The sequence below is a fragment of the Thioclava sp. ISO4 genome, from assembly GCF_058105145.1.
In genome coordinates this window covers 2,648,801-2,665,601 of sequence record NZ_CM176571.1, presented here as the reverse complement: position 1 = coordinate 2,665,601, position 16,801 = coordinate 2,648,801, and the positions used below count along the sequence as shown (strand labels likewise).

Below are 16,801 nucleotides of genomic sequence, written 5' to 3'. Positions count from 1 at the left end.
TTTTCGCAAGTATTCACGAAATTGCGTGTGTTCGTGATTACGGTGCGGCGTCGGGCATGATCATTCTCAAATCTCGCCATCTCTGCCCGTCGGAATGACCGCCGCGGGCGAGGGCGCCACCCCAGCAAATCTTCAATGCTGCGGCTGCACCTGTCTCAAGCGCGAGACAGATGATACATTCCACCAGCGCAGACCGGCTATGCGCAGGGCGCGCGGTTGGGCAGTCTGATCTCCATGGCGCGCAGCCCTGTCGGCTGCGTTCAATTCTGGGAGGAAGACCAATGGCCAACGACATGACGCCCGAGTTCAAAGGCGTTTCGGTGTCGCCGTTCCGCGACCGTTACGACAACTTCATCGGCGGCAAATTCGTGCCCCCGAAAAACGGCAAGTATTTCGACAACATCACGCCGATCACCGGCGGCAAGGTCTGTGAAGTCGCGCATTCGTCGGCGGAGGATATCGAAGCCGCGCTCGACGCAGCCCATGCCGCGAAAGACGCGTGGGGCAAGACTTCGGCTGCCGAGCGCTCGAACGTGCTTCTCAAGATCGCCGACCGGATCGAGGAAAATCTCGACCTGATCGCCGCCGCCGAGACCTGGGACAACGGCAAGCCGATCCGCGAGACCACGGCGGCCGACATTCCGCTCGCCGTCGACCATTTCCGCTATTTCGCGGGGGTTCTGCGCAGCCAGGAAGGCACGATGTCGGAAATCGACGCCGATACCGTGGCCTATCACTTCCACGAGCCTCTGGGCGTTGTCGGCCAGATCATCCCGTGGAACTTCTCGGTGCTGATGGCGGCGTGGAAGCTGGCGCCGGCGCTGGCGGCGGGTAACTGCATCGTGCTGAAACCGGCCGAGCAGACGCCGGCGGCGATCCTCGTGGTGATGGAAGTCATCGCCGACCTGCTGCCCGATGGCGTGCTGAATATCGTCAACGGCTATGGCGCGGAAGTCGGCGCGGCGCTCGCGAGCTCCTCGCGGATCGCCAAGATCGCGTTTACCGGCTCCACCGCGACGGGTCGCAAGATCATGCAGGCCGCGACCGAGAACCTGATCCCGGTCACGCTGGAACTGGGCGGCAAGTCGCCGAACATCTTCTTCTCGGACGTGATGGCCGAGGATGACGCCTTCCTCGACAAGGCGGTCGAGGGCTTCGTGCTCTTCGCCTTCAACCAGGGCGAGGTTTGCACCTGTCCGAGCCGCGCGCTCATTCAGGAAGACATCTACGAGAAGTTCATGGAGCGCTGCATCGCCCGCGTCGAAGCCATTAAGCAGGGCGATCCCCGCGCGATGGAGACGATGGTCGGTGCGCAGGCCAGCCAGGAGCAGCATGACAAGATCATGTCCTATCTGAGCATCGGTCGCGAAGAAGGGGCCGAGGTGCTGACCGGCGGTGATGCCGCGCGCTTCAATGGCGATCTGGCGAACGGCTTCTACATCCAGCCGACGATCCTGAAGGGCCACAACAAGATGCGGGTCTTCCAGGAGGAAATCTTCGGGCCGGTGGTGTCGGTCACGACCTTCAAGGACGAGGCCGAGGCGCTCGAGATCGCCAATGACACGATGTACGGCCTTGGCGCCGGTGTCTGGACCCGTGACGGCTCGCGCGCCTATCGCTTCGGGCGCGGCATCGAGGCCGGGCGTGTCTGGGTCAACAACTACCACGCCTATCCGGCCCATGCGGCCTTCGGCGGGTATAAGCAGTCGGGCATCGGGCGCGAGACCCACAAGATGATGCTCGATCACTACCAGCAGACCAAGAACATGCTGGTCAGCTACAACCCGAACAAGCTCGGGTTCTTCTGATAGGGTTTACCTCCCCAAACCCCCGGGCCGCGTCTGCAAAGGCGCGGCCCTTTTTTGTGTCACCGGGTCGGGGAAGATCGGGCAGGCGGCCTATCGCGGCGCGGGTCAGCTCGCGCGGCGGAAGGCGTTAGGCGTGCTGCCGGTGCCCGCTTGGAAGGCGCGGGAGAAATAGCCCGGGCTGCGATAGCCCAGAAGCTGTGCGATATCCTTGATCGGGACGGGCGTGTCGCGCAGCAGGCGGCGCGCCTCGTAGAGGCGTCGCTCCTGCATCAGTTCCAGCGCCGATTTCCCGCAGGCATCGCGGCAGGCGCGCGACAGATGCGTGGGCGTGACGCCCAGTTCGCGCGCGATATCCGCGACCGGCGTTCCCGCGCGATACTCGCGCTCGACCAGAACGGCGTAGCGCGTGACCAGCCGGCGCGCGGCGCTCGGGCGGATCGCCTCGTTTGCATTGCTCGCGATCTGCCGCTCAAGCCAGACGCTCAAGAGGCCCAGATGGCTGCGCAGCGCACGGTCGGCGGCGGGGCGCGTGCTCTCGCTCTCGCGCTGGATCGCCTCCAAGATCGACCCGATTTCGCCCTGCGCGATCGCTTCGCGGATGCGCAGGTGATGGGCGGCGGGCGGCAGGGCGATGTCGCTGTCGCGGCCGAAGAACAGGGCCTGACCGTGGGTCTGGTTGGAAATCTCGAAACCGTGCATCACGCCCGGCGGGATGAAGATCGCGTTATTGGGGCCGTAGCCGCGGGTCACGCCGCCCAGCGTGATCCGGCCTTGCCCGCGCGAGAACCAGAGCAGGCAGGGCTCGGAATGGGCGCGCATCGCCTCCACCCGCCAGCGCCCACCCTTTGCCAGATGCGCGATCTGCACCAGCCGCGGCTCGCTCGGGGGAGCAGGCAAGTCGGTCGCGGTCTGCGCCGGGCCGGGCGTGCCGCTTGTACCGGGCTTCACGGTTTTGGCCTGCGACATCTGGGAGAGGGGCGGTGTCGAGAAGAGCTTCACGATGCTTTGATCCTACGCGATTTCGGCGGGAGGATAGACCGCAACGCTCTCGTGGACCAAGGAGTTTTCCACAGAAGTCCGGGTGCGCAGTTGCCGCAGGGTCACAGTCTACGCGATCTTGTGCCACGCCTTCATGCGGCCACGAAACCAAGTGCGTTGCCGCTTGGCATATTGGCGACTTGCCGCTTGTGCGCGCTCTCGCGCCTCGCTCAGATCGAGCTCGCCATGCAGATGCGCGATCAGTTCCGGCGCCCCGATCGCCTTCGCCCAGAGCGCGTTCGGATCCCAGATCGGCTCTACCGCGCGGACCTCGTCGAGCGCGCCCTGTTCGAGCATAAGATCGAAGCGGCGGTCGATGCGCTCCGCCAGCCAGTCGCGATCCGGATCGAGGTGAAGCGGCGCCACGGTGTCGAGCGGCAGGAGCGGTGGCGGGGTGCGGGCCTGCCACGTGGCAAGCCCCTCGCCGGTGGCGCGCTGCACCTCCCACGCGCGCTGCACCCGCATCGGGTTCTGAGCGTCGATCTTCGCGCGGGTCGCGTCGTCCAGCTCTTCCAGCATCCCGGCATGGCCCTCCGAGAGCCGCCGCTGATCGGCCTCGGCACGGATTTCCGGTGGCGTTTCAGGGATTTCCGCCAGTCCTTGCGTCAGAGCGGTGAAATAGAGCCCGGTGCCGCCCACGATGATCGGGCGCGGCCCGCCTGCGTGGAACGCTTCCAGATACGGGGTGACGTCGCGCAGCCAATGGCCGACCGAATAGTTCGCGCCGGGATCGAGATGACCGTAGAGCGCATGCGGCGCGCGGGCCTCTTCCTCGGGCGAGGGGCGCGCGCTCAGCACTCGCCAGCACGACCAGACCTGCAACGCGTCGGCATTGATCACCACGCCGCCCTCGGCCTCGGCGATCGACAGCGCCAGCGCCGATTTCCCGCTCGCCGTCGCTCCCGCGATCAGCACGGGCGTTCGCGGCGATATTTCGGGCAGGGCAGGCGGCATTGGTGGCTCTTGCAGGCTTTCTGGCGGGCTCGGGGCTCTACGCTTTCGCAAGAGGTTGAACCCCGGCTCTATTTGGATCATTTTGCGCGCCAATGACAACAGCCCATCGGAGGATCAGATGAGCACCGAGACGCATCCCGCGGCCAAATACAATCGCGTGCTACTGAAGATCTCGGGCGAGGCGTTGATGGGCGACCAAGGCTACGGCCTGCATCCGCCGACCGTCTCGCGTATAGCGCATGAAGTGAAATCGGTGCGCGATCTGGGCGTCGAGATCTGCATGGTGATCGGCGGCGGCAACATCTTCCGCGGGCTTGCGGGCTCGGCTCAGGGGATGGAGCGCACGACGGCCGACTACATGGGGATGCTCGCGACGGTGATGAACGCGCTGGCGATGCAATCCGCGCTGGAAGGCCTTGGCGTCTTCACCCGCGTGATCTCGGCGATTCCGATGGATCAGGTCTGCGAACCCTATATCCGCCGCCGCGCGGTGCGCCACCTCGAGAAGAAGCGGGTGTGCATTTTCGCCGCCGGCACCGGCAACCCCTATTTCACGACCGACACCGCCGCCACGCTGCGCGCCAACGAGATGTCCTGCGAGGCGATCTTCAAGGGCACCAAGGTCGACGGGGTCTATGACAAGGACCCGCAGAAATTCGACGACGCCAAGCGGTACGACACCGTCAGCTACGATGAAGTTCTGCAAAAGAACCTCGGCGTGATGGATGCCTCGGCTATCGCGCTCGCACGCGACAATAACAAGCCGATCATCGTGTTCTCGCTTGACGAGCCGGGTGGCTTCCGCGGCATTCTGGCAGGCGAGGGCACCTACACGAAAGTGCAGGGCTGAGCGCCGCGCGACGGTCACAAATGCTAGTTTTCGCCTGCGAGCTGCGCTAAAGCTCGGCCCGAGGCTCAACAAGAACGGGGAAATACCCAATGTCCGACGATTTCGAGATCGACACCGATGACCTTGCACGCCGCATGGATGGCGCAATGAGCTCGCTCAAGCATGAATTCGCGTCGCTGCGCACGGGCCGCGCCTCGGCCTCGATGGTGGAGCCGGTTCAGGTCGAAGCCTATGGCCAGATGACCCCGATCAACCAGGTCGGCACCGTGAACGTGCCCGAGCCGCGGATGGTCACGATCAACGTCTGGGACAAGTCGATGGTCGGCAAGGTCGAGAAAGCGATCCGCGAATCCGGTCTGGGCATCAACCCGCAGACCAATGGCACGATCATCATGCTGCCGATCCCGGAGCTGAACGAGGAACGCCGCCGCGAGCTGACCAAGGTCGCCGCCCAATATGCCGAGCACGCCCGCGTCGCGATCCGCAACGTGCGCCGCGACGGCATGGACCAGATCAAGAAGGCCAAGGCCGACGGCATGTCCGAAGACGACGTGAAGATCTGGGAGAGCGAAGTTCAGGACATGACCGACGCGCATATCGCCAAGGTCGACAAGGCGCTCGAAGACAAGCAAGCCGAGATCATGCAGGTCTGAGGCAATCGCCTCAGCCTCCCTGCGTCTTGAGCGAAAAGGATCACATTGCCGATGGCCCCTAGCATTCCCGATATCGCCCAGACCCCGCAGGGGCATGACGGGGGCGCCCCGGCGCCGCTGCATGTCGCGATCATCATGGATGGCAACGGGCGGTGGGCCACCCAGCGGGGCTGGCCGCGTCTGGCCGGTCACCGCAAGGGGGCCGAGCAGATCAAGAAAGTCGTGCAGGCCGCGCCCGATCTCGGCATCCGCTACATGACGATCTACGCCTTCTCGACCGAGAACTGGAAGCGCTCGACGCAGGAAGTTCTGGGCCTGATGAAGATGTTCCGGCTGATGATCAAACGCGAGGCGGCGGAGCTGTCGCGTCAGGGCGTCGAGCTGCGCTTCATTGGCGATCGCACGCCGCTCGACCCGCTGCTGCGCGAGACGATGGACGCGATCGAGACGCGCACCAAGGGCAATTCCAAGCTGACGCTCGCGGTTGCGATCAATTACGGCGGGCGCGACGAGCTGAAACGCGCAGCGCAGTCGATCGCGCGCGACGTCGCCGCTGGCAAGTTCGCGGCCGAGGATATCGACGACGCGATGATCTCGTCGCGGCTCGACAGCGCCGGCATGCCCGACCCCGATCTGGTGATCCGCAGCTCCGGCGAGACGCGGACCTCGAATTTCCTGCCGTGGCAGGCGGCCTATTCGGAATATGAATTCACACCGACGCTCTGGCCCGATTTCACGCCGGACGAGCTGTCCGACATTCTCGATCGGTTTGCCGGGCGCGAGCGGCGCTTCGGCGGGGTTGCCTCGTGACGGAGACGCCGCGGTCCGGCAAATGGGGCGATCTCGTCCCGCGGCTCGCCTCCGGGCTTGCTATGGTCGCGATCGGCCTCGCTGCGATCTGGTGGGGCGGTCCGGTTTTCGCGGCGCTCTCGGTGCTCGTGACGGGTCTGATGATCTGGGAGCTTACCGCGATGCTGCGCCCCGAACGCCCCGGCAAGGCGGTCGGTCTGGGGCTGGTCGCGGCGGCTGCGCTGACTTTCGTCTTGGCGATCCATGAGCCTTATGGCCTTCTTTATCTGCTGATCGTGCCGATCATGGCGGCGGTGATCTGCACCGGGCGGCGCTGGCTTGGCGCGGGCTATGCGCTGGCGATCATGCTGACGGGCTATGGGCTTGTCGCACTGCGCGAAGGGGCGGGGCTCGGCGCGATCACATGGATCGTCGCGGTGGTCGTTGTCTCTGATATCATGGGATATTTCGTTGGTCGCACGGTCGGCGGGCCGAAATTCTGGCCCAAGGTCAGCCCGAAGAAGACATGGTCGGGCACGGTCGGCGGCTGGGTCGGCGCGGCGCTCGTGGGCTTTCTCTTCGCCCAGATGGGCGGCGGGCTCGCGATGATCTGGATTTCGCCGCTTCTGGCTTTCGCGGGCCAGCTGGGCGACATCGCTGAAAGCGCGATCAAGCGCGCGACCGGCGTGAAGGACAGCTCCTCGCTGATCCCGGGCCATGGCGGTGTGCTGGACCGCTTCGACGCGCTAACCGGCGCGGTCGTGTTCCTGATGCTGATCTCGCAGGTGATGACCCTGCCGCTCACGGAAGGCTGAACGATGCGGAATGTTTCGGTCTTCGGGGCGACCGGCTCGATCGGCGAAAGCTGCTTTGATCTGCTGATGGCACAGGGCGGGGCGGAAGCCTACGACGTGGTCGCGCTGAGCGCAGGTCGCAATGTCGCGCGGCTGGCCGAACAGGCTGTGGCGCTGAAGGCCGATCTGGCCGTGACCGCGTTCGACGAATGTCTACCTGCGCTGCGCGATGCGCTGGCCGGGACCGGGATCGAAGTCGCTGCCGGGCCGCAGGCGCTGATCGAGGCGGCCTATCGTCCGGCGGATTGGGTTCTGTCGGGGATCGTCGGCGCGGCGGGGCTTGCGCCCGGCTTTGCGGCGCTCTCGCAAGGCGCGACGCTGGCACTGGCCAACAAGGAGTCGCTGGTGACCGCGGGCCCCTTGCTGATGGCCGAGGCGCGCGCACATGGCGCGACGATCCTGCCGGTCGACAGCGAGCATTCGGCGATTTTCCAAGGGCTTGTGGGCGAGGATATCGCCGCGGTCGAGCGGGTGATCATCACCGCCTCGGGCGGCGCGTTTCGCGACTGGCCGATGGAGAAACTCGCCCATGCCACTGTGGCCGAGGCCTCGGCGCATCCGAATTGGGACATGGGCCAGCGGATCACGATCGACTCCGCGTCGATGTTTAACAAGGCCCTGGAAGTCATTGAGGCGAAAGAGTTCTTCGGTTTCGCGCCGGAGCAGATCGAAGTCCTCGTCCATCCGCAGAGCATCGTCCATTCGCTGGTCGGTTTCCACGATGGCGGGCTGATGGCGCATATGGGCGTGCCCGATATGCGCCACGCGATCGGCTATGCGCTCAACTGGCCCGCGCGCAAACCGCTGCCGGTCGAGAAGCTCGATCTGGCGAAGATCGGACAGCTCGATTTCCGCACCCCGGATCTGGAGCGGTTCCCCGCGCTGCGTCTGGCGCGCGAGGTGATGGAGACGGGCGGTCTGGCGGGCACCGTGTTCAACGCCGCCAAGGAAGTCGCGCTCGATCTGTTCATCGCGGGCCGGATCGGATTTCTCGACATGGCCACGTTGGTCGAGAAGGTTCTGGGCGAGATGTCGCGGGACCAGGGTCTTGGAATCGCCGCAAAAGACCTCGATATGGTTCTGAGCTGCGACGCCGAAGCGCGGGCGCGCGCGCTGGCGATTTGTGAACACGGAAGGATCTGAGTTTTGGACCTGCTGCCCCAATTCGGCAATCTTCTCTATACCGTTGTGGCCTTCGTCGTCGCGCTCTCGATCATCGTCGCGGTGCATGAATACGGCCATTACATCATCGGGCGGATTTCCGGGATCAAGGCGGAGGTCTTCTCGCTCGGCTTCGGGCCGAAGCTGATCAGCCGCGTCGACAAGCATGGCACGCGCTGGCAGATCGCCGCAGTGCCTCTTGGCGGCTACGTCAAGTTTCTGGGCGATGCGAACGCGGCCTCGGCCGGGGTCGATTCCGAGGAAATGGCCCATCTGAGCCCCGAGGAACGCCGCCACACGATGCATGGCGCGCCGCTTTGGGCACGCGCCGCGACCGTGGCTGCCGGGCCGGTCTTCAATTTCATCCTGTCGATCTGCGTGATCGCGGGGCTGAGCCTCTGGACGGGGCAGGCGACCGAGACGCCCGCGATCCAGACCGTCGTGGCGCTGCCCGGCGGCTCGGGCGATCTGCAACAGGGCGACGTGATCGTTGCGGTGGCGGGCAAGCCTACGCCGGATTATCAGGCGCTCTCCGATGTGGTCGATCAACTGCCCGCAGGGCCGACGCTCGATTACACCGTGACCCGCGACGGCAGCAAAATCGACGCGACGGGGCCGCAGCTTTTCCCGGCGCGGTTTGCCGGCGTTCAGCCGGGCTCTGCCGCCTATGATGCCGGGCTGCGCGCGGGCGACGTGATCACCGCGATCGACGGCAAGCCGGTCTATCGTTTCGTCGATCTGCAGGACGCGGTGAAGGCGGGTGAGGGCAAAGCGGTCTCGCTCGATATCTGGCGGCCCGAAGGCGATACGGGCAAGACGTTCTCCGTGACGCTGGCGCCGCGCCGCACCGATCTGCCGGTGGGCGACGGGCAGTTCGAGACGCGCTTCCTGATCGGGGCCACGGGCTCGTTCATGTTCGAGCCGGTGACGCAATCGGTGGGCCCGGTGGATGCGCTGGTGGGCGGTGCAAGACAGACCTGGGGCATCATCACGCAATCGGTCTCGGGCATTCAGGCGATGATCGCGCAGCGGATTTCGAGCTGTAACCTGACCGGCGCGCTGCGCATTGCCGAGACCTCGGCGGCGGCGGCGAAATCGGGCGTGCTCGATTTCATCTGGTTCATCGCGGTTCTGTCGACGGCGGTGGGCTTCCTGAATCTCTTCCCGATCCCTGTCCTCGATGGCGGGCATCTGATGTTCCACCTCTACGAGGCGATCACGGGCAAGCCGCCCTCCGATCAGCTGATGAACGTCTTCATGTCGATCGGGCTGGCGCTGGTGCTGACGCTGATGGTCTTCGGGCTCTGGAACGATCTGACCTGCTGAGTGGGGGCGTGACGGGCACGTGACGGGCGTGGCTGCCGCGGTTTCGCCATAATTGCCTCGCAATGCGGTCATGAAGACAGGGTAGGACGGCTTCAGCGCAACTCGCGCGAAGGAGGCCACTCATGTCCGAGATCATCGCGCATCACTATCGCGAACTTCGCCCGTTGGTGGAGATCGTCGGGGACCGGCTGCTGTTCATCGCGGCGGTTCTGGTCGCGCTGTTCGGCGCGGCGCTGATCGGCATTCAATTGATCGACATCCTCGGCGGCGACGCTTCCAGCTTCCAGCGCATCTGAGCCGGACCGAAACGGGCGCGAAACGCCCGTAAAAACCGTACATCATCGATCCCGGGGCCGCCTTCGCGGCCCTTTCTTTCGTGGCAAGATGAGCGCGCTCCACAAAATCTCGGGTCTGAGCGGCCATCGCAGCTTTGACATCGCGTACGCCCTTCGCTACCACCCTAATCAAAGGGAAAAAGTGAACTTCCGGCGGGAGAGGGCGATGTCTATGAGCGTGCAAACTATGCTGAGACTCCATGCAACGCGAAAGGCACTGCGGGCCAGCGTAGTATTTCCAGCAGTTGCAATGAGTTGCCTTGCGGTTCCCGTGATCGCTCAGGCGCAGCAATACAGTTTCTCGCAGGTCCAGATCACCGGCAACGAGCGCGTCGACGCGGCCACGATTCTGTCCTTCGCCAGAATCGCGCGCAATCAGCCCGTGAGCGACGCCGATCTGAACGCCGCTTACCAGCGCCTGACGAATTCCGGCCTGTTCGAAAAGGTTGCTATCACGCCGCAGGGCAACACGCTCAAGATCGCCGTGACCGAGTACCCGACGATCAGCGTGATCAATTTCGAAGGCAACAAGATCATCAAGGACGAGCAGCTCGCCACGATCATTCAGGCGAAGCCGAACCGCGTCTACAATCCCGCTCAGATCGAAGCCGACGCCCAGCGTCTGGCGCGCGCCTATTCCGAGGATGGCCGCATGGCCGCCCGCGTCGTGCCGAAGGTCATCCGCCGCGACAATAACCGCGTCGACGTCGCCTTCGAGATCAAGGAAGGCAAGGTCACCTCGATCGAACGCCTGACCTTCACCGGCAACCGCTCCTATTCGGACCGTCGTCTGCGTCAGGTGCTCGAGACGAAACAGGCGGGGATTTTCCGCACCTTCGTGAAGAACGACACGTTCAACGCCGGCCGCATCCCGGTCGACCGTCAGAAGCTGATCGATTTCTATCAGGCGCGCGGCTACAAGAACGTGCAGGTCACCGGCGTGTCCTCGCAGATGTCGCGTCAGCGCGACGCGTTCTTCATGACCTTCAACATCATCGAAGGGCAGAAGTACCACTTCAACTCGATCAGCACGAATTCCGAGATCGACGGGGTCGCGCCTGACGATTTCGCGCCGCTCACCCGAATCCGGCAGGGTCAGACCTTCTCGCCGAAGGCGATCGAGCTCGCCGTGACCCGGATGGAGCAGCTCGCGATCAAGAAGGGCATTCAATTCGCCCGCGTCGATCCGCGCATCACCGAAGACCCGCGCACCCAGTCGGTCAATGTCGATTTCGTGCTGGTCCGTGGTCCGCGCGTCTTCGTGCAGCGCATCGACATCGAGGGCAACACCGCGACGCTCGACCGGGTGGTCCGGCGCGAGTTCCGGACGGTTGAAGGCGACCCCTACAACCCGCGTGAAATCTCGAACGCCGCCGACCGCATCCGCGGCACCGGCTACTTCAAGTCGGTCGACGTGAACACGAAGCCGGGCAGCAGCTCCGATCAGGTCGTGGTGGATGTGAACGTCGAAGAGCAGCCCACAGGCTCGCTCGGTTTCGGCGCCTCCTATTCGAATTCGGACGGGATCGGCTTCAACGCCTCGCTGGAAGAGAAGAACTTCCTCGGCCGCGGGCAGTATCTCGGCGTGTCGCTCGGCACGACCAAGGACAATAACAGCTCCAGCTTCCGGTTCATCGAACCGGCGTTCCTCGGGCGCGACGTGGCGCTGAAGTTCTCGGCGGCCTACACGACGTCGAGCTCGGCTTCGAACACCGCTTACGACACGCGCCGCATCAGCATCGAACCCGCGCTGGAATTCCCGGTCTCCGAGCGGGGCCGGCTGGAGGTGAGCTACAAGATCGGCGAAGACACGCTGAACAACGTGCCGACCGCCTCCTCGGAGATCCTGCAGCGTGAAGAGACCGACATGGGCACGCAGCGCTACAGCGGCCCGGGCATCCGATATACCTACGACACGTCGCGCGAGCAGATCGATCCGCGCTTCACCTGGCGTTTCAACGTCGATCAGCAGTTTTGGGGCGTCGGCGGCGACGTGAAAGGCGGCCAGACCACCGCGAAAATCGTCGGGGAACGCAAGATTTTCAACGAGGAAGCCACGCTGCGCGCCTCGCTCGAAGGCGGCGCGGTCGATGCCACGGGTGGCTCGACGATCCTGCAACGCTTCTCGGGCAGCCAGATCCGCGGCTTCGAGAGCTACGGCATCGGTCCGCGTGATCTCAATGCGGGCAACACCGACGCGCTCGGCGGTAACTACTACTGGGTCGGTAAGGTCGAAGCGGAATTCCCGATCGGTCTGCCCGAGGAATACGGCATCACCGGCGGTGTGTTCTGGGATGTGGGCTCGGTCTGGGGTCTGGACGACACGACCGGCACCGGCGGCAACGAGGTCGACGACTCGATGCATATCCGCTCGGCGGTCGGCGTCTCGATCTTCTGGAAATCCGCGATCGGTCCGCTGCGTCTGAACTTCTCGCGGGCGATCAAGAAAGAAAGCTACGACAAGACCCAGAACTTCGATCTGTCGCTTTCCACGCAGTTCTAAGGGCGCGCGATGCGTCTGAGCCGCTTCACGCTATCCATTATCGCAGCCGCGCTGGCCTTCGGGCCCGGCGCGGCTGTCGCGCAATCGGCGGGCCAGGCCTCCGATGCGCAAGTGCCTGCGCCCGGGCCGCGCGTGCAATCGAGCGCGGTTCTCACCCTCGACTGGGAGAAGCTCTACGACAACTCTCTCTGGGGCAAGCGGGTGCAATCCGAGATTCAGGCCGCGTCGAGCGCGCTGCGCAAGGAAAACGACCGGATCGCCAGTCAGCTCGAGGCGGAGGAGCGCAAGCTCACCGAGGAACGGCTGACGATGCCCTCGGATGAGTTCCAGCAAGCCGCCGATGCCTTCGACAAGCGGGCGACCGATATTCGCAAGGCCCAGAAGGCCAAAGCCGATGCGATCCAGAGTCAGTTGAATCAGGAACACCAGACCTTCGTGCAGACGGTGGTGCCGCTGCTCGACGAGGTGCTGAAGGCGCGCGGTGCGGTCGTGGTGCTCGATTCCCGCGCGATCATCCGCGGGCTCGCGCAGGCCGATGTGACGGCTGAACTGGGCGCGCGGGTCGACAAGGAAATCGGTGACGGGGCCGGGCGCGTGACGCCCTTGGTGCCGCCGACGTCGAACGATGGCTCTGGCAACGCGTCGACGGGGGCGGGCACTGCACCGGACGCACCTGCGCCGCCAGCGCAAACGACGCCGGCGCCGCCCGCTCCGGATCAGGCTGGAAATAACGCGACGACGGATCAAAGCGGCGAAGCAGGCGTTTTCGTGGATACGACCCCGAATACCGCGCCCAAGGGCGACGGCAATTCGACGCTCGACGGGGCGACCCGCGACGCGCCCGGTCTGCCGCTTGGCCTGCCGGTCGTGAATGGCACTCAGGGCACGCAAGGCGACGCCACGACGGCGCAATAGCAGGCGCGCGCTGCTTGCCAAGCGGGGCCGCGATTGCTAGCAACAATCCAAAAGCGACGATCGCGTGATGCGGCAAACTGATACCGCCGCAGGCGCATTGCGCCCAAGAACGAGGACAGCTCATGACCGAACCCGCCCCCTATACCGAAGCCGATCTGTCGCTCATCAAGCGCATCATTCCGCATCGTTATCCGTTCCTGCTGATCGACAAGGTGCGCGACATCGTCCCGAACAAGGGCGCGGTCGGCATCAAGAACGTCACCGCGAACGAGCCGCATTTCCAGGGCCACTTCCCGGAAGAGCCGATCATGCCCGGCGTCACCATCGTCGAGGCGATGGCGCAGACCTCTGCCGTGGTGGTGGGCATCTCGCTCGACGTGATCGACAAGCCGCTGCTGACCTATTTCATGGGCATCGACAAGTGCAAGTTCCGCCGCAAGGTCGTGCCGGGCGACGTGCTCGAACTGCATGTCACCGTGAAGCGCGGCGGCGGCAAGATCTGGAAATTTGAAGGCCGTGGTACGGTGAATGGTGAATTGGCCGCAGAGGCCGAGTTCACCGCCATGATGGACCTTCAGGGCTGAATGCATGAGCATTGACCCAAGTGCGCAGATTCACGCGTCCTCGGTGATCGAAGCCGGCGCGGTGATCGGTCCGGACTGCCGGATCGGCCCGTTCTGCGTGGTCGGCCCCGAGGTCGTGCTGGGCCGGGGCGTGTCGCTGCAAAGTCATGTCGTGCTGCAGGGCGCGACCGAGATCGGCGACGAGACGGAGGTCTATCCCTTCGCCTCGCTCGGGCAGATTCCGCAGGACCTGAAATTCAACGGCGAGAAGACGCGGCTGAAGATCGGCAAGCGCAACCGCATCCGCGAATATGTGACGATGAACACCGGCACCGAAGGTGGCGGCGGGCTGACCGAGATCGGCGATGATGGCCTGTTCATGTCGTCCTGCCATGTCGCGCATGACTGCAAGCTGGGCGACCGGGTCATACTGGTGAATTCGGTCGCGGTCGCGGGGCATTGCGTGCTGGGCGATGACGTCATCGTCGGCGGTCTGTCCGGCGTGCACCAATTCGTCCGCATCGGGCGCGGCGCGATCATCGGGGCGCTGTCGATGGTGACAGCTGATGTGATCCCGCATGCCTTGGTCGCGGGACCGCGCGCGGGGCTCGAAGGGCTGAACCTCGTGGGGCTGAAGCGTCGCGGGACGTCGCGCGAGGAAATCTCTGCATTGCGCAAGACCGTCGAGGCACTCGGTCAGGGCAGCTTCCGCGAAAGCGCGCGAACCCTCTCGGAAGAGGGCGTCGAGGGCGAGTTGGCGCGCGAAGTGCTCGATTTCATCCTCGGCCCGTCCGACCGCAGCTTCCTGACGCCCGGCAAATGAGCGGGGGTACGCATACCGCGCTGATCGCCGGGGCTGGCCGTCTGCCTGCGATCCTGACCGAGGCCGCGCCGGATATTCTGGTCTGCGAAATGATCGGCGCGCCTTGCGATCTGGACGGCGAGCATCTGCGCTTCCGGATCGAGCGGCTGGTGCCGTTTCTCGACGAGCTGGCCGATCGCGGGATCGAGCGGGTGGTGTTCGCGGGCGCGATGCAGCGCCCGGCGATCGATCCCGAGCAGTTCGATCCCCGTTCGGCGCAGTTGGTGCCGCGGCTCGCGATGGCGATGCAGGCGGGCGACGATGCGACGCTGCGCGCGGTGATCGAGGTCTTCGAGGAGTTCGATCTGGAGGTTGTCGGCGCGCATGAGATCGCGCCCGCGCTGCTGCCCGAGGCGGGGGTGCTGTGCGGCAAACCGACCGTCGTGGACGAGGAAGATGCCGAACGCGGAGCCGAGATTGTGGCCGCGCTTGGGGCGTCGGATATCGGTCAGGGGGCGGTCGTCGGGCGCGGGCTTTGCCTTGCGGTCGAGACCCTACCGGGCACCGATGCGATGCTGGAATTCGTGCAGCACCACAAAGGCTTGCGCGGCGATCTTAAAGCGGTGAAGGGTGTCTTCTACAAGGCGCCGAAACCCGATCAGGACCGTCGTGCCGATCTGCCTGCCATTGGTGTCGACACGGTCAAGAACGCCGCCGCCGCTGGCCTCTCGGGCATCGCCTTCGAGGCGGGGGGCGTGATGCTTCTCGATCGCGACGCGGTCATCGAGGCCGCCGACGCCGCGGGCCTCTTTCTCTGGGCGCGGGAGCCATGAGGCTCTACGTCATCGCGGGCGAGGCATCGGGCGACAAGCTCGGCGGCGCCCTGATGGCGGGGATCAACGGGCTTGCGCCGGGCGTGGACTGGTCCGGCATCGGTGGCGAGGAGATGGGCGCGCAGGGGCTGACCAGCCTTTTCCCGATGGAAGAACTTTCGGTCATGGGGCTGATGGAGGTCCTGCCGAAATACCGCCATCTGAAACGGCGCATTGCCGAGACCGCGGATCACGTGATCGAAAGCGGTGCCGAGGCGCTGATCACCATCGACAGCCCCGATTTCTGCCTGCGCGTGGCGCGGCTGGTGAAGGAAAAACGCCCTGATCTCAAGGTGATCCACTATGTCGCGCCCTCGGTCTGGGCATGGCGTCCGGGGCGCGCGGCGAAGATGGCGCAGGTGGTCGATCATGTGCTCGCGCTGCTGCCTTTCGAGCCGCCCTATATGGAAGCCGCCGGGATGAGCTGCGATTTCGTGGGCCATCCGGTCGTGGCCGAACCGCGCGCGACGGGGGCGGATGCGGCGGCCTTCCGCGAGACCCATATGATCGGCGAAGATCAACCGCTGGCGCTGTGTCTGCCGGGATCGCGGCGCGGCGAGGTCAAGCGGCTCGGGGCGCGGTTCGACGAGGCGCTGATGCAGCTGCGCGACCGCGAGCCGGGGCTGCGCGTCGTGCTGCCGACGGTGCGGGGCGTCGCGCCGATGGTGCGCGAGATGACGGCGCGCTGGCCGGTCGCACCGATCGTGGTCGAGAATGCCGACGACAAGCGCGCGGCCTTTGCCGCCGCCGATATCGCGCTGGCGGCCTCGGGCACGGTCAGTCTGGAGCTGGCGGCGAACCGGGTGCCGATGGTGATCGCCTATGACGCGAATTTCCTGACCTGGCACGTGATCTCGCGGATGCTGAAGATCGACACGGTGACGCTGGTCAATCTGGTCTCCGAGACGCGGGTGATCCCGGAATTCCTCGGGCCCGAGTGCAAACCGCGTGACATATCCGCGAAGATGCTGGAATTGCTGGAAGAAGACGCGGCCCGCGATGAGCAGATGGCCGCGATGGAAGAGGTGATGCGCCGTTTGGGCGAGGGCGGCGAGCCGCCCGGTCTGCGCGCGGCGCGTTCGGTGCTGGAGTTTCTCGGGAGGGCGTGATGCGCGTCTTTTTGACTGTTTTTCTGACAATCTGGGCCGGGGCCGCCTTGGCCGAGACCGATCCGTCGCAGCTTTTCGCGCAATCCTGCGGACGCTGTCATCGCGACGCGGTCAGGATGGTCGCTAAGATCGACTGGGCCGCAGATATGCAAACGCCCGAGGCGCGGCGCGACTGGTTCGACGGTTTCATGGTGCGTCACCATTCACCCGATGCAGACAGCCGCGCGGCGATCGCCGAATGGCTGGCAGGGATCGCCTCGTAAGACGAC

Annotated in this window: 17 protein-coding genes; 15 read left to right on the top strand and 2 right to left on the bottom strand. The window is 65.0% G+C overall.

The features are described 5' to 3' along the window. Positions 1-281 precede the first annotated feature (281 nt). Entirely contained in the window at positions 282-1,808 is a 1,527-nt protein-coding gene (adh, locus tag AC2TZ7_RS13095) for an aldehyde dehydrogenase (RefSeq protein WP_489864567.1), read from the top strand. A 105-nt stretch (positions 1,809-1,913) separates the two neighbouring features. Here adh and AC2TZ7_RS13090 read toward each other — a convergent pair whose 3' ends face one another. Both AC2TZ7_RS13090 and miaA read right to left on the bottom strand, forming a co-directional pair. Then, a complete protein-coding gene (locus tag AC2TZ7_RS13090) occupies positions 1,914-2,807 on the bottom strand; it encodes an AraC family transcriptional regulator (RefSeq protein ID WP_489864566.1) in 894 nt (297 codons plus the stop codon). Between the two features lie 108 nt (positions 2,808-2,915). After that, the gene (miaA, locus tag AC2TZ7_RS13085) at positions 2,916-3,800 is read right to left on the bottom strand and encodes a tRNA (adenosine(37)-N6)-dimethylallyltransferase MiaA (protein ID WP_489864565.1); all 885 of its coding nucleotides are present in this window, start codon (positions 3,798-3,800) and stop codon (positions 2,916-2,918) included. Positions 3,801-3,918: 118 nt separating this feature from the next. On the opposite strand from miaA, the gene pyrH reads away from it, so the two are divergent. The 14 genes from pyrH (at position 3,919) to AC2TZ7_RS13015 (ending at position 16,795) form a co-directional block, all read left to right on the top strand. Then, positions 3,919-4,650 carry a UMP kinase gene (pyrH, locus tag AC2TZ7_RS13080; protein WP_078520757.1) on the top strand — a complete coding sequence of 244 codons (732 nt, stop codon included), beginning with the start codon at positions 3,919-3,921 and terminating at the stop codon, positions 4,648-4,650. 89 nt (positions 4,651-4,739) lie between these two features. After that, positions 4,740-5,303, top strand: coding sequence for a ribosome recycling factor (gene frr, locus AC2TZ7_RS13075; protein WP_098411035.1), 564 nt, complete (start codon positions 4,740-4,742; stop codon positions 5,301-5,303). 135 nt (positions 5,304-5,438) lie between these two features. Then, on the top strand, positions 5,439-6,113 hold the full coding sequence (gene uppS / locus AC2TZ7_RS13070) for a polyprenyl diphosphate synthase (RefSeq protein WP_489866814.1): 675 nt from the start codon (positions 5,439-5,441) through the stop codon (positions 6,111-6,113). Continuing rightward, complete coding sequence (locus AC2TZ7_RS13065; RefSeq protein ID WP_274962170.1) at positions 6,110-6,907, top strand: phosphatidate cytidylyltransferase; 798 nt, start codon at positions 6,110-6,112, stop codon at positions 6,905-6,907. Before uppS ends, AC2TZ7_RS13065 begins: the two co-directional genes overlap by 4 nt. Before the next feature lie 3 nt (positions 6,908-6,910). Next, the gene (dxr, locus tag AC2TZ7_RS13060) at positions 6,911-8,089 is read left to right on the top strand and encodes a 1-deoxy-D-xylulose-5-phosphate reductoisomerase (protein ID WP_489864564.1); all 1,179 of its coding nucleotides are present in this window, start codon (positions 6,911-6,913) and stop codon (positions 8,087-8,089) included. 3 nt (positions 8,090-8,092) lie between these two features. Further along, the gene (gene rseP, locus AC2TZ7_RS13055) at positions 8,093-9,433 is read left to right on the top strand and encodes an RIP metalloprotease RseP (protein WP_489864563.1); all 1,341 of its coding nucleotides are present in this window, start codon (positions 8,093-8,095) and stop codon (positions 9,431-9,433) included. Positions 9,434-9,555: 122 nt separating this feature from the next. Next, positions 9,556-9,729 carry a hypothetical protein gene (locus AC2TZ7_RS13050; RefSeq protein ID WP_166741394.1) on the top strand — a complete coding sequence of 58 codons (174 nt, stop codon included), beginning with the start codon at positions 9,556-9,558 and terminating at the stop codon, positions 9,727-9,729. 289 nt (positions 9,730-10,018) lie between these two features. Further along, the gene (gene bamA, locus AC2TZ7_RS13045; RefSeq protein WP_489864562.1) at positions 10,019-12,271 is read left to right on the top strand and encodes an outer membrane protein assembly factor BamA; all 2,253 of its coding nucleotides are present in this window, start codon (positions 10,019-10,021) and stop codon (positions 12,269-12,271) included. Between the two features lie 9 nt (positions 12,272-12,280). Then, complete coding sequence (locus AC2TZ7_RS13040; protein ID WP_489864561.1) at positions 12,281-13,186, top strand: OmpH/Skp family outer membrane protein; 906 nt, start codon at positions 12,281-12,283, stop codon at positions 13,184-13,186. Positions 13,187-13,308: 122 nt separating this feature from the next. Next, positions 13,309-13,770, top strand: coding sequence for a 3-hydroxyacyl-ACP dehydratase FabZ (gene fabZ, locus AC2TZ7_RS13035; RefSeq protein ID WP_078520753.1), 462 nt, complete (start codon positions 13,309-13,311; stop codon positions 13,768-13,770). Positions 13,771-13,774: 4 nt separating this feature from the next. Continuing rightward, on the top strand, positions 13,775-14,572 hold the full coding sequence (lpxA, locus tag AC2TZ7_RS13030; protein ID WP_098411031.1) for an acyl-ACP--UDP-N-acetylglucosamine O-acyltransferase: 798 nt from the start codon (positions 13,775-13,777) through the stop codon (positions 14,570-14,572). Continuing rightward, positions 14,569-15,384 carry an LpxI family protein gene (locus AC2TZ7_RS13025; RefSeq protein WP_489864560.1) on the top strand — a complete coding sequence of 272 codons (816 nt, stop codon included), beginning with the start codon at positions 14,569-14,571 and terminating at the stop codon, positions 15,382-15,384. The genes lpxA and AC2TZ7_RS13025 overlap by 4 nt, the downstream gene beginning before the upstream one ends. After that, on the top strand, positions 15,381-16,532 hold the full coding sequence (gene lpxB, locus AC2TZ7_RS13020; RefSeq protein ID WP_489864559.1) for a lipid-A-disaccharide synthase: 1,152 nt from the start codon (positions 15,381-15,383) through the stop codon (positions 16,530-16,532). Before AC2TZ7_RS13025 ends, lpxB begins: the two co-directional genes overlap by 4 nt. After that, positions 16,532-16,795 (top strand): hypothetical protein, encoded by a 264-nt coding sequence (locus tag AC2TZ7_RS13015; RefSeq protein WP_489864558.1) that lies wholly within the window; start codon positions 16,532-16,534, stop codon positions 16,793-16,795. Before lpxB ends, AC2TZ7_RS13015 begins: the two co-directional genes overlap by 1 nt. The last annotated feature ends 6 nt before the right edge of the window (positions 16,796-16,801 follow it).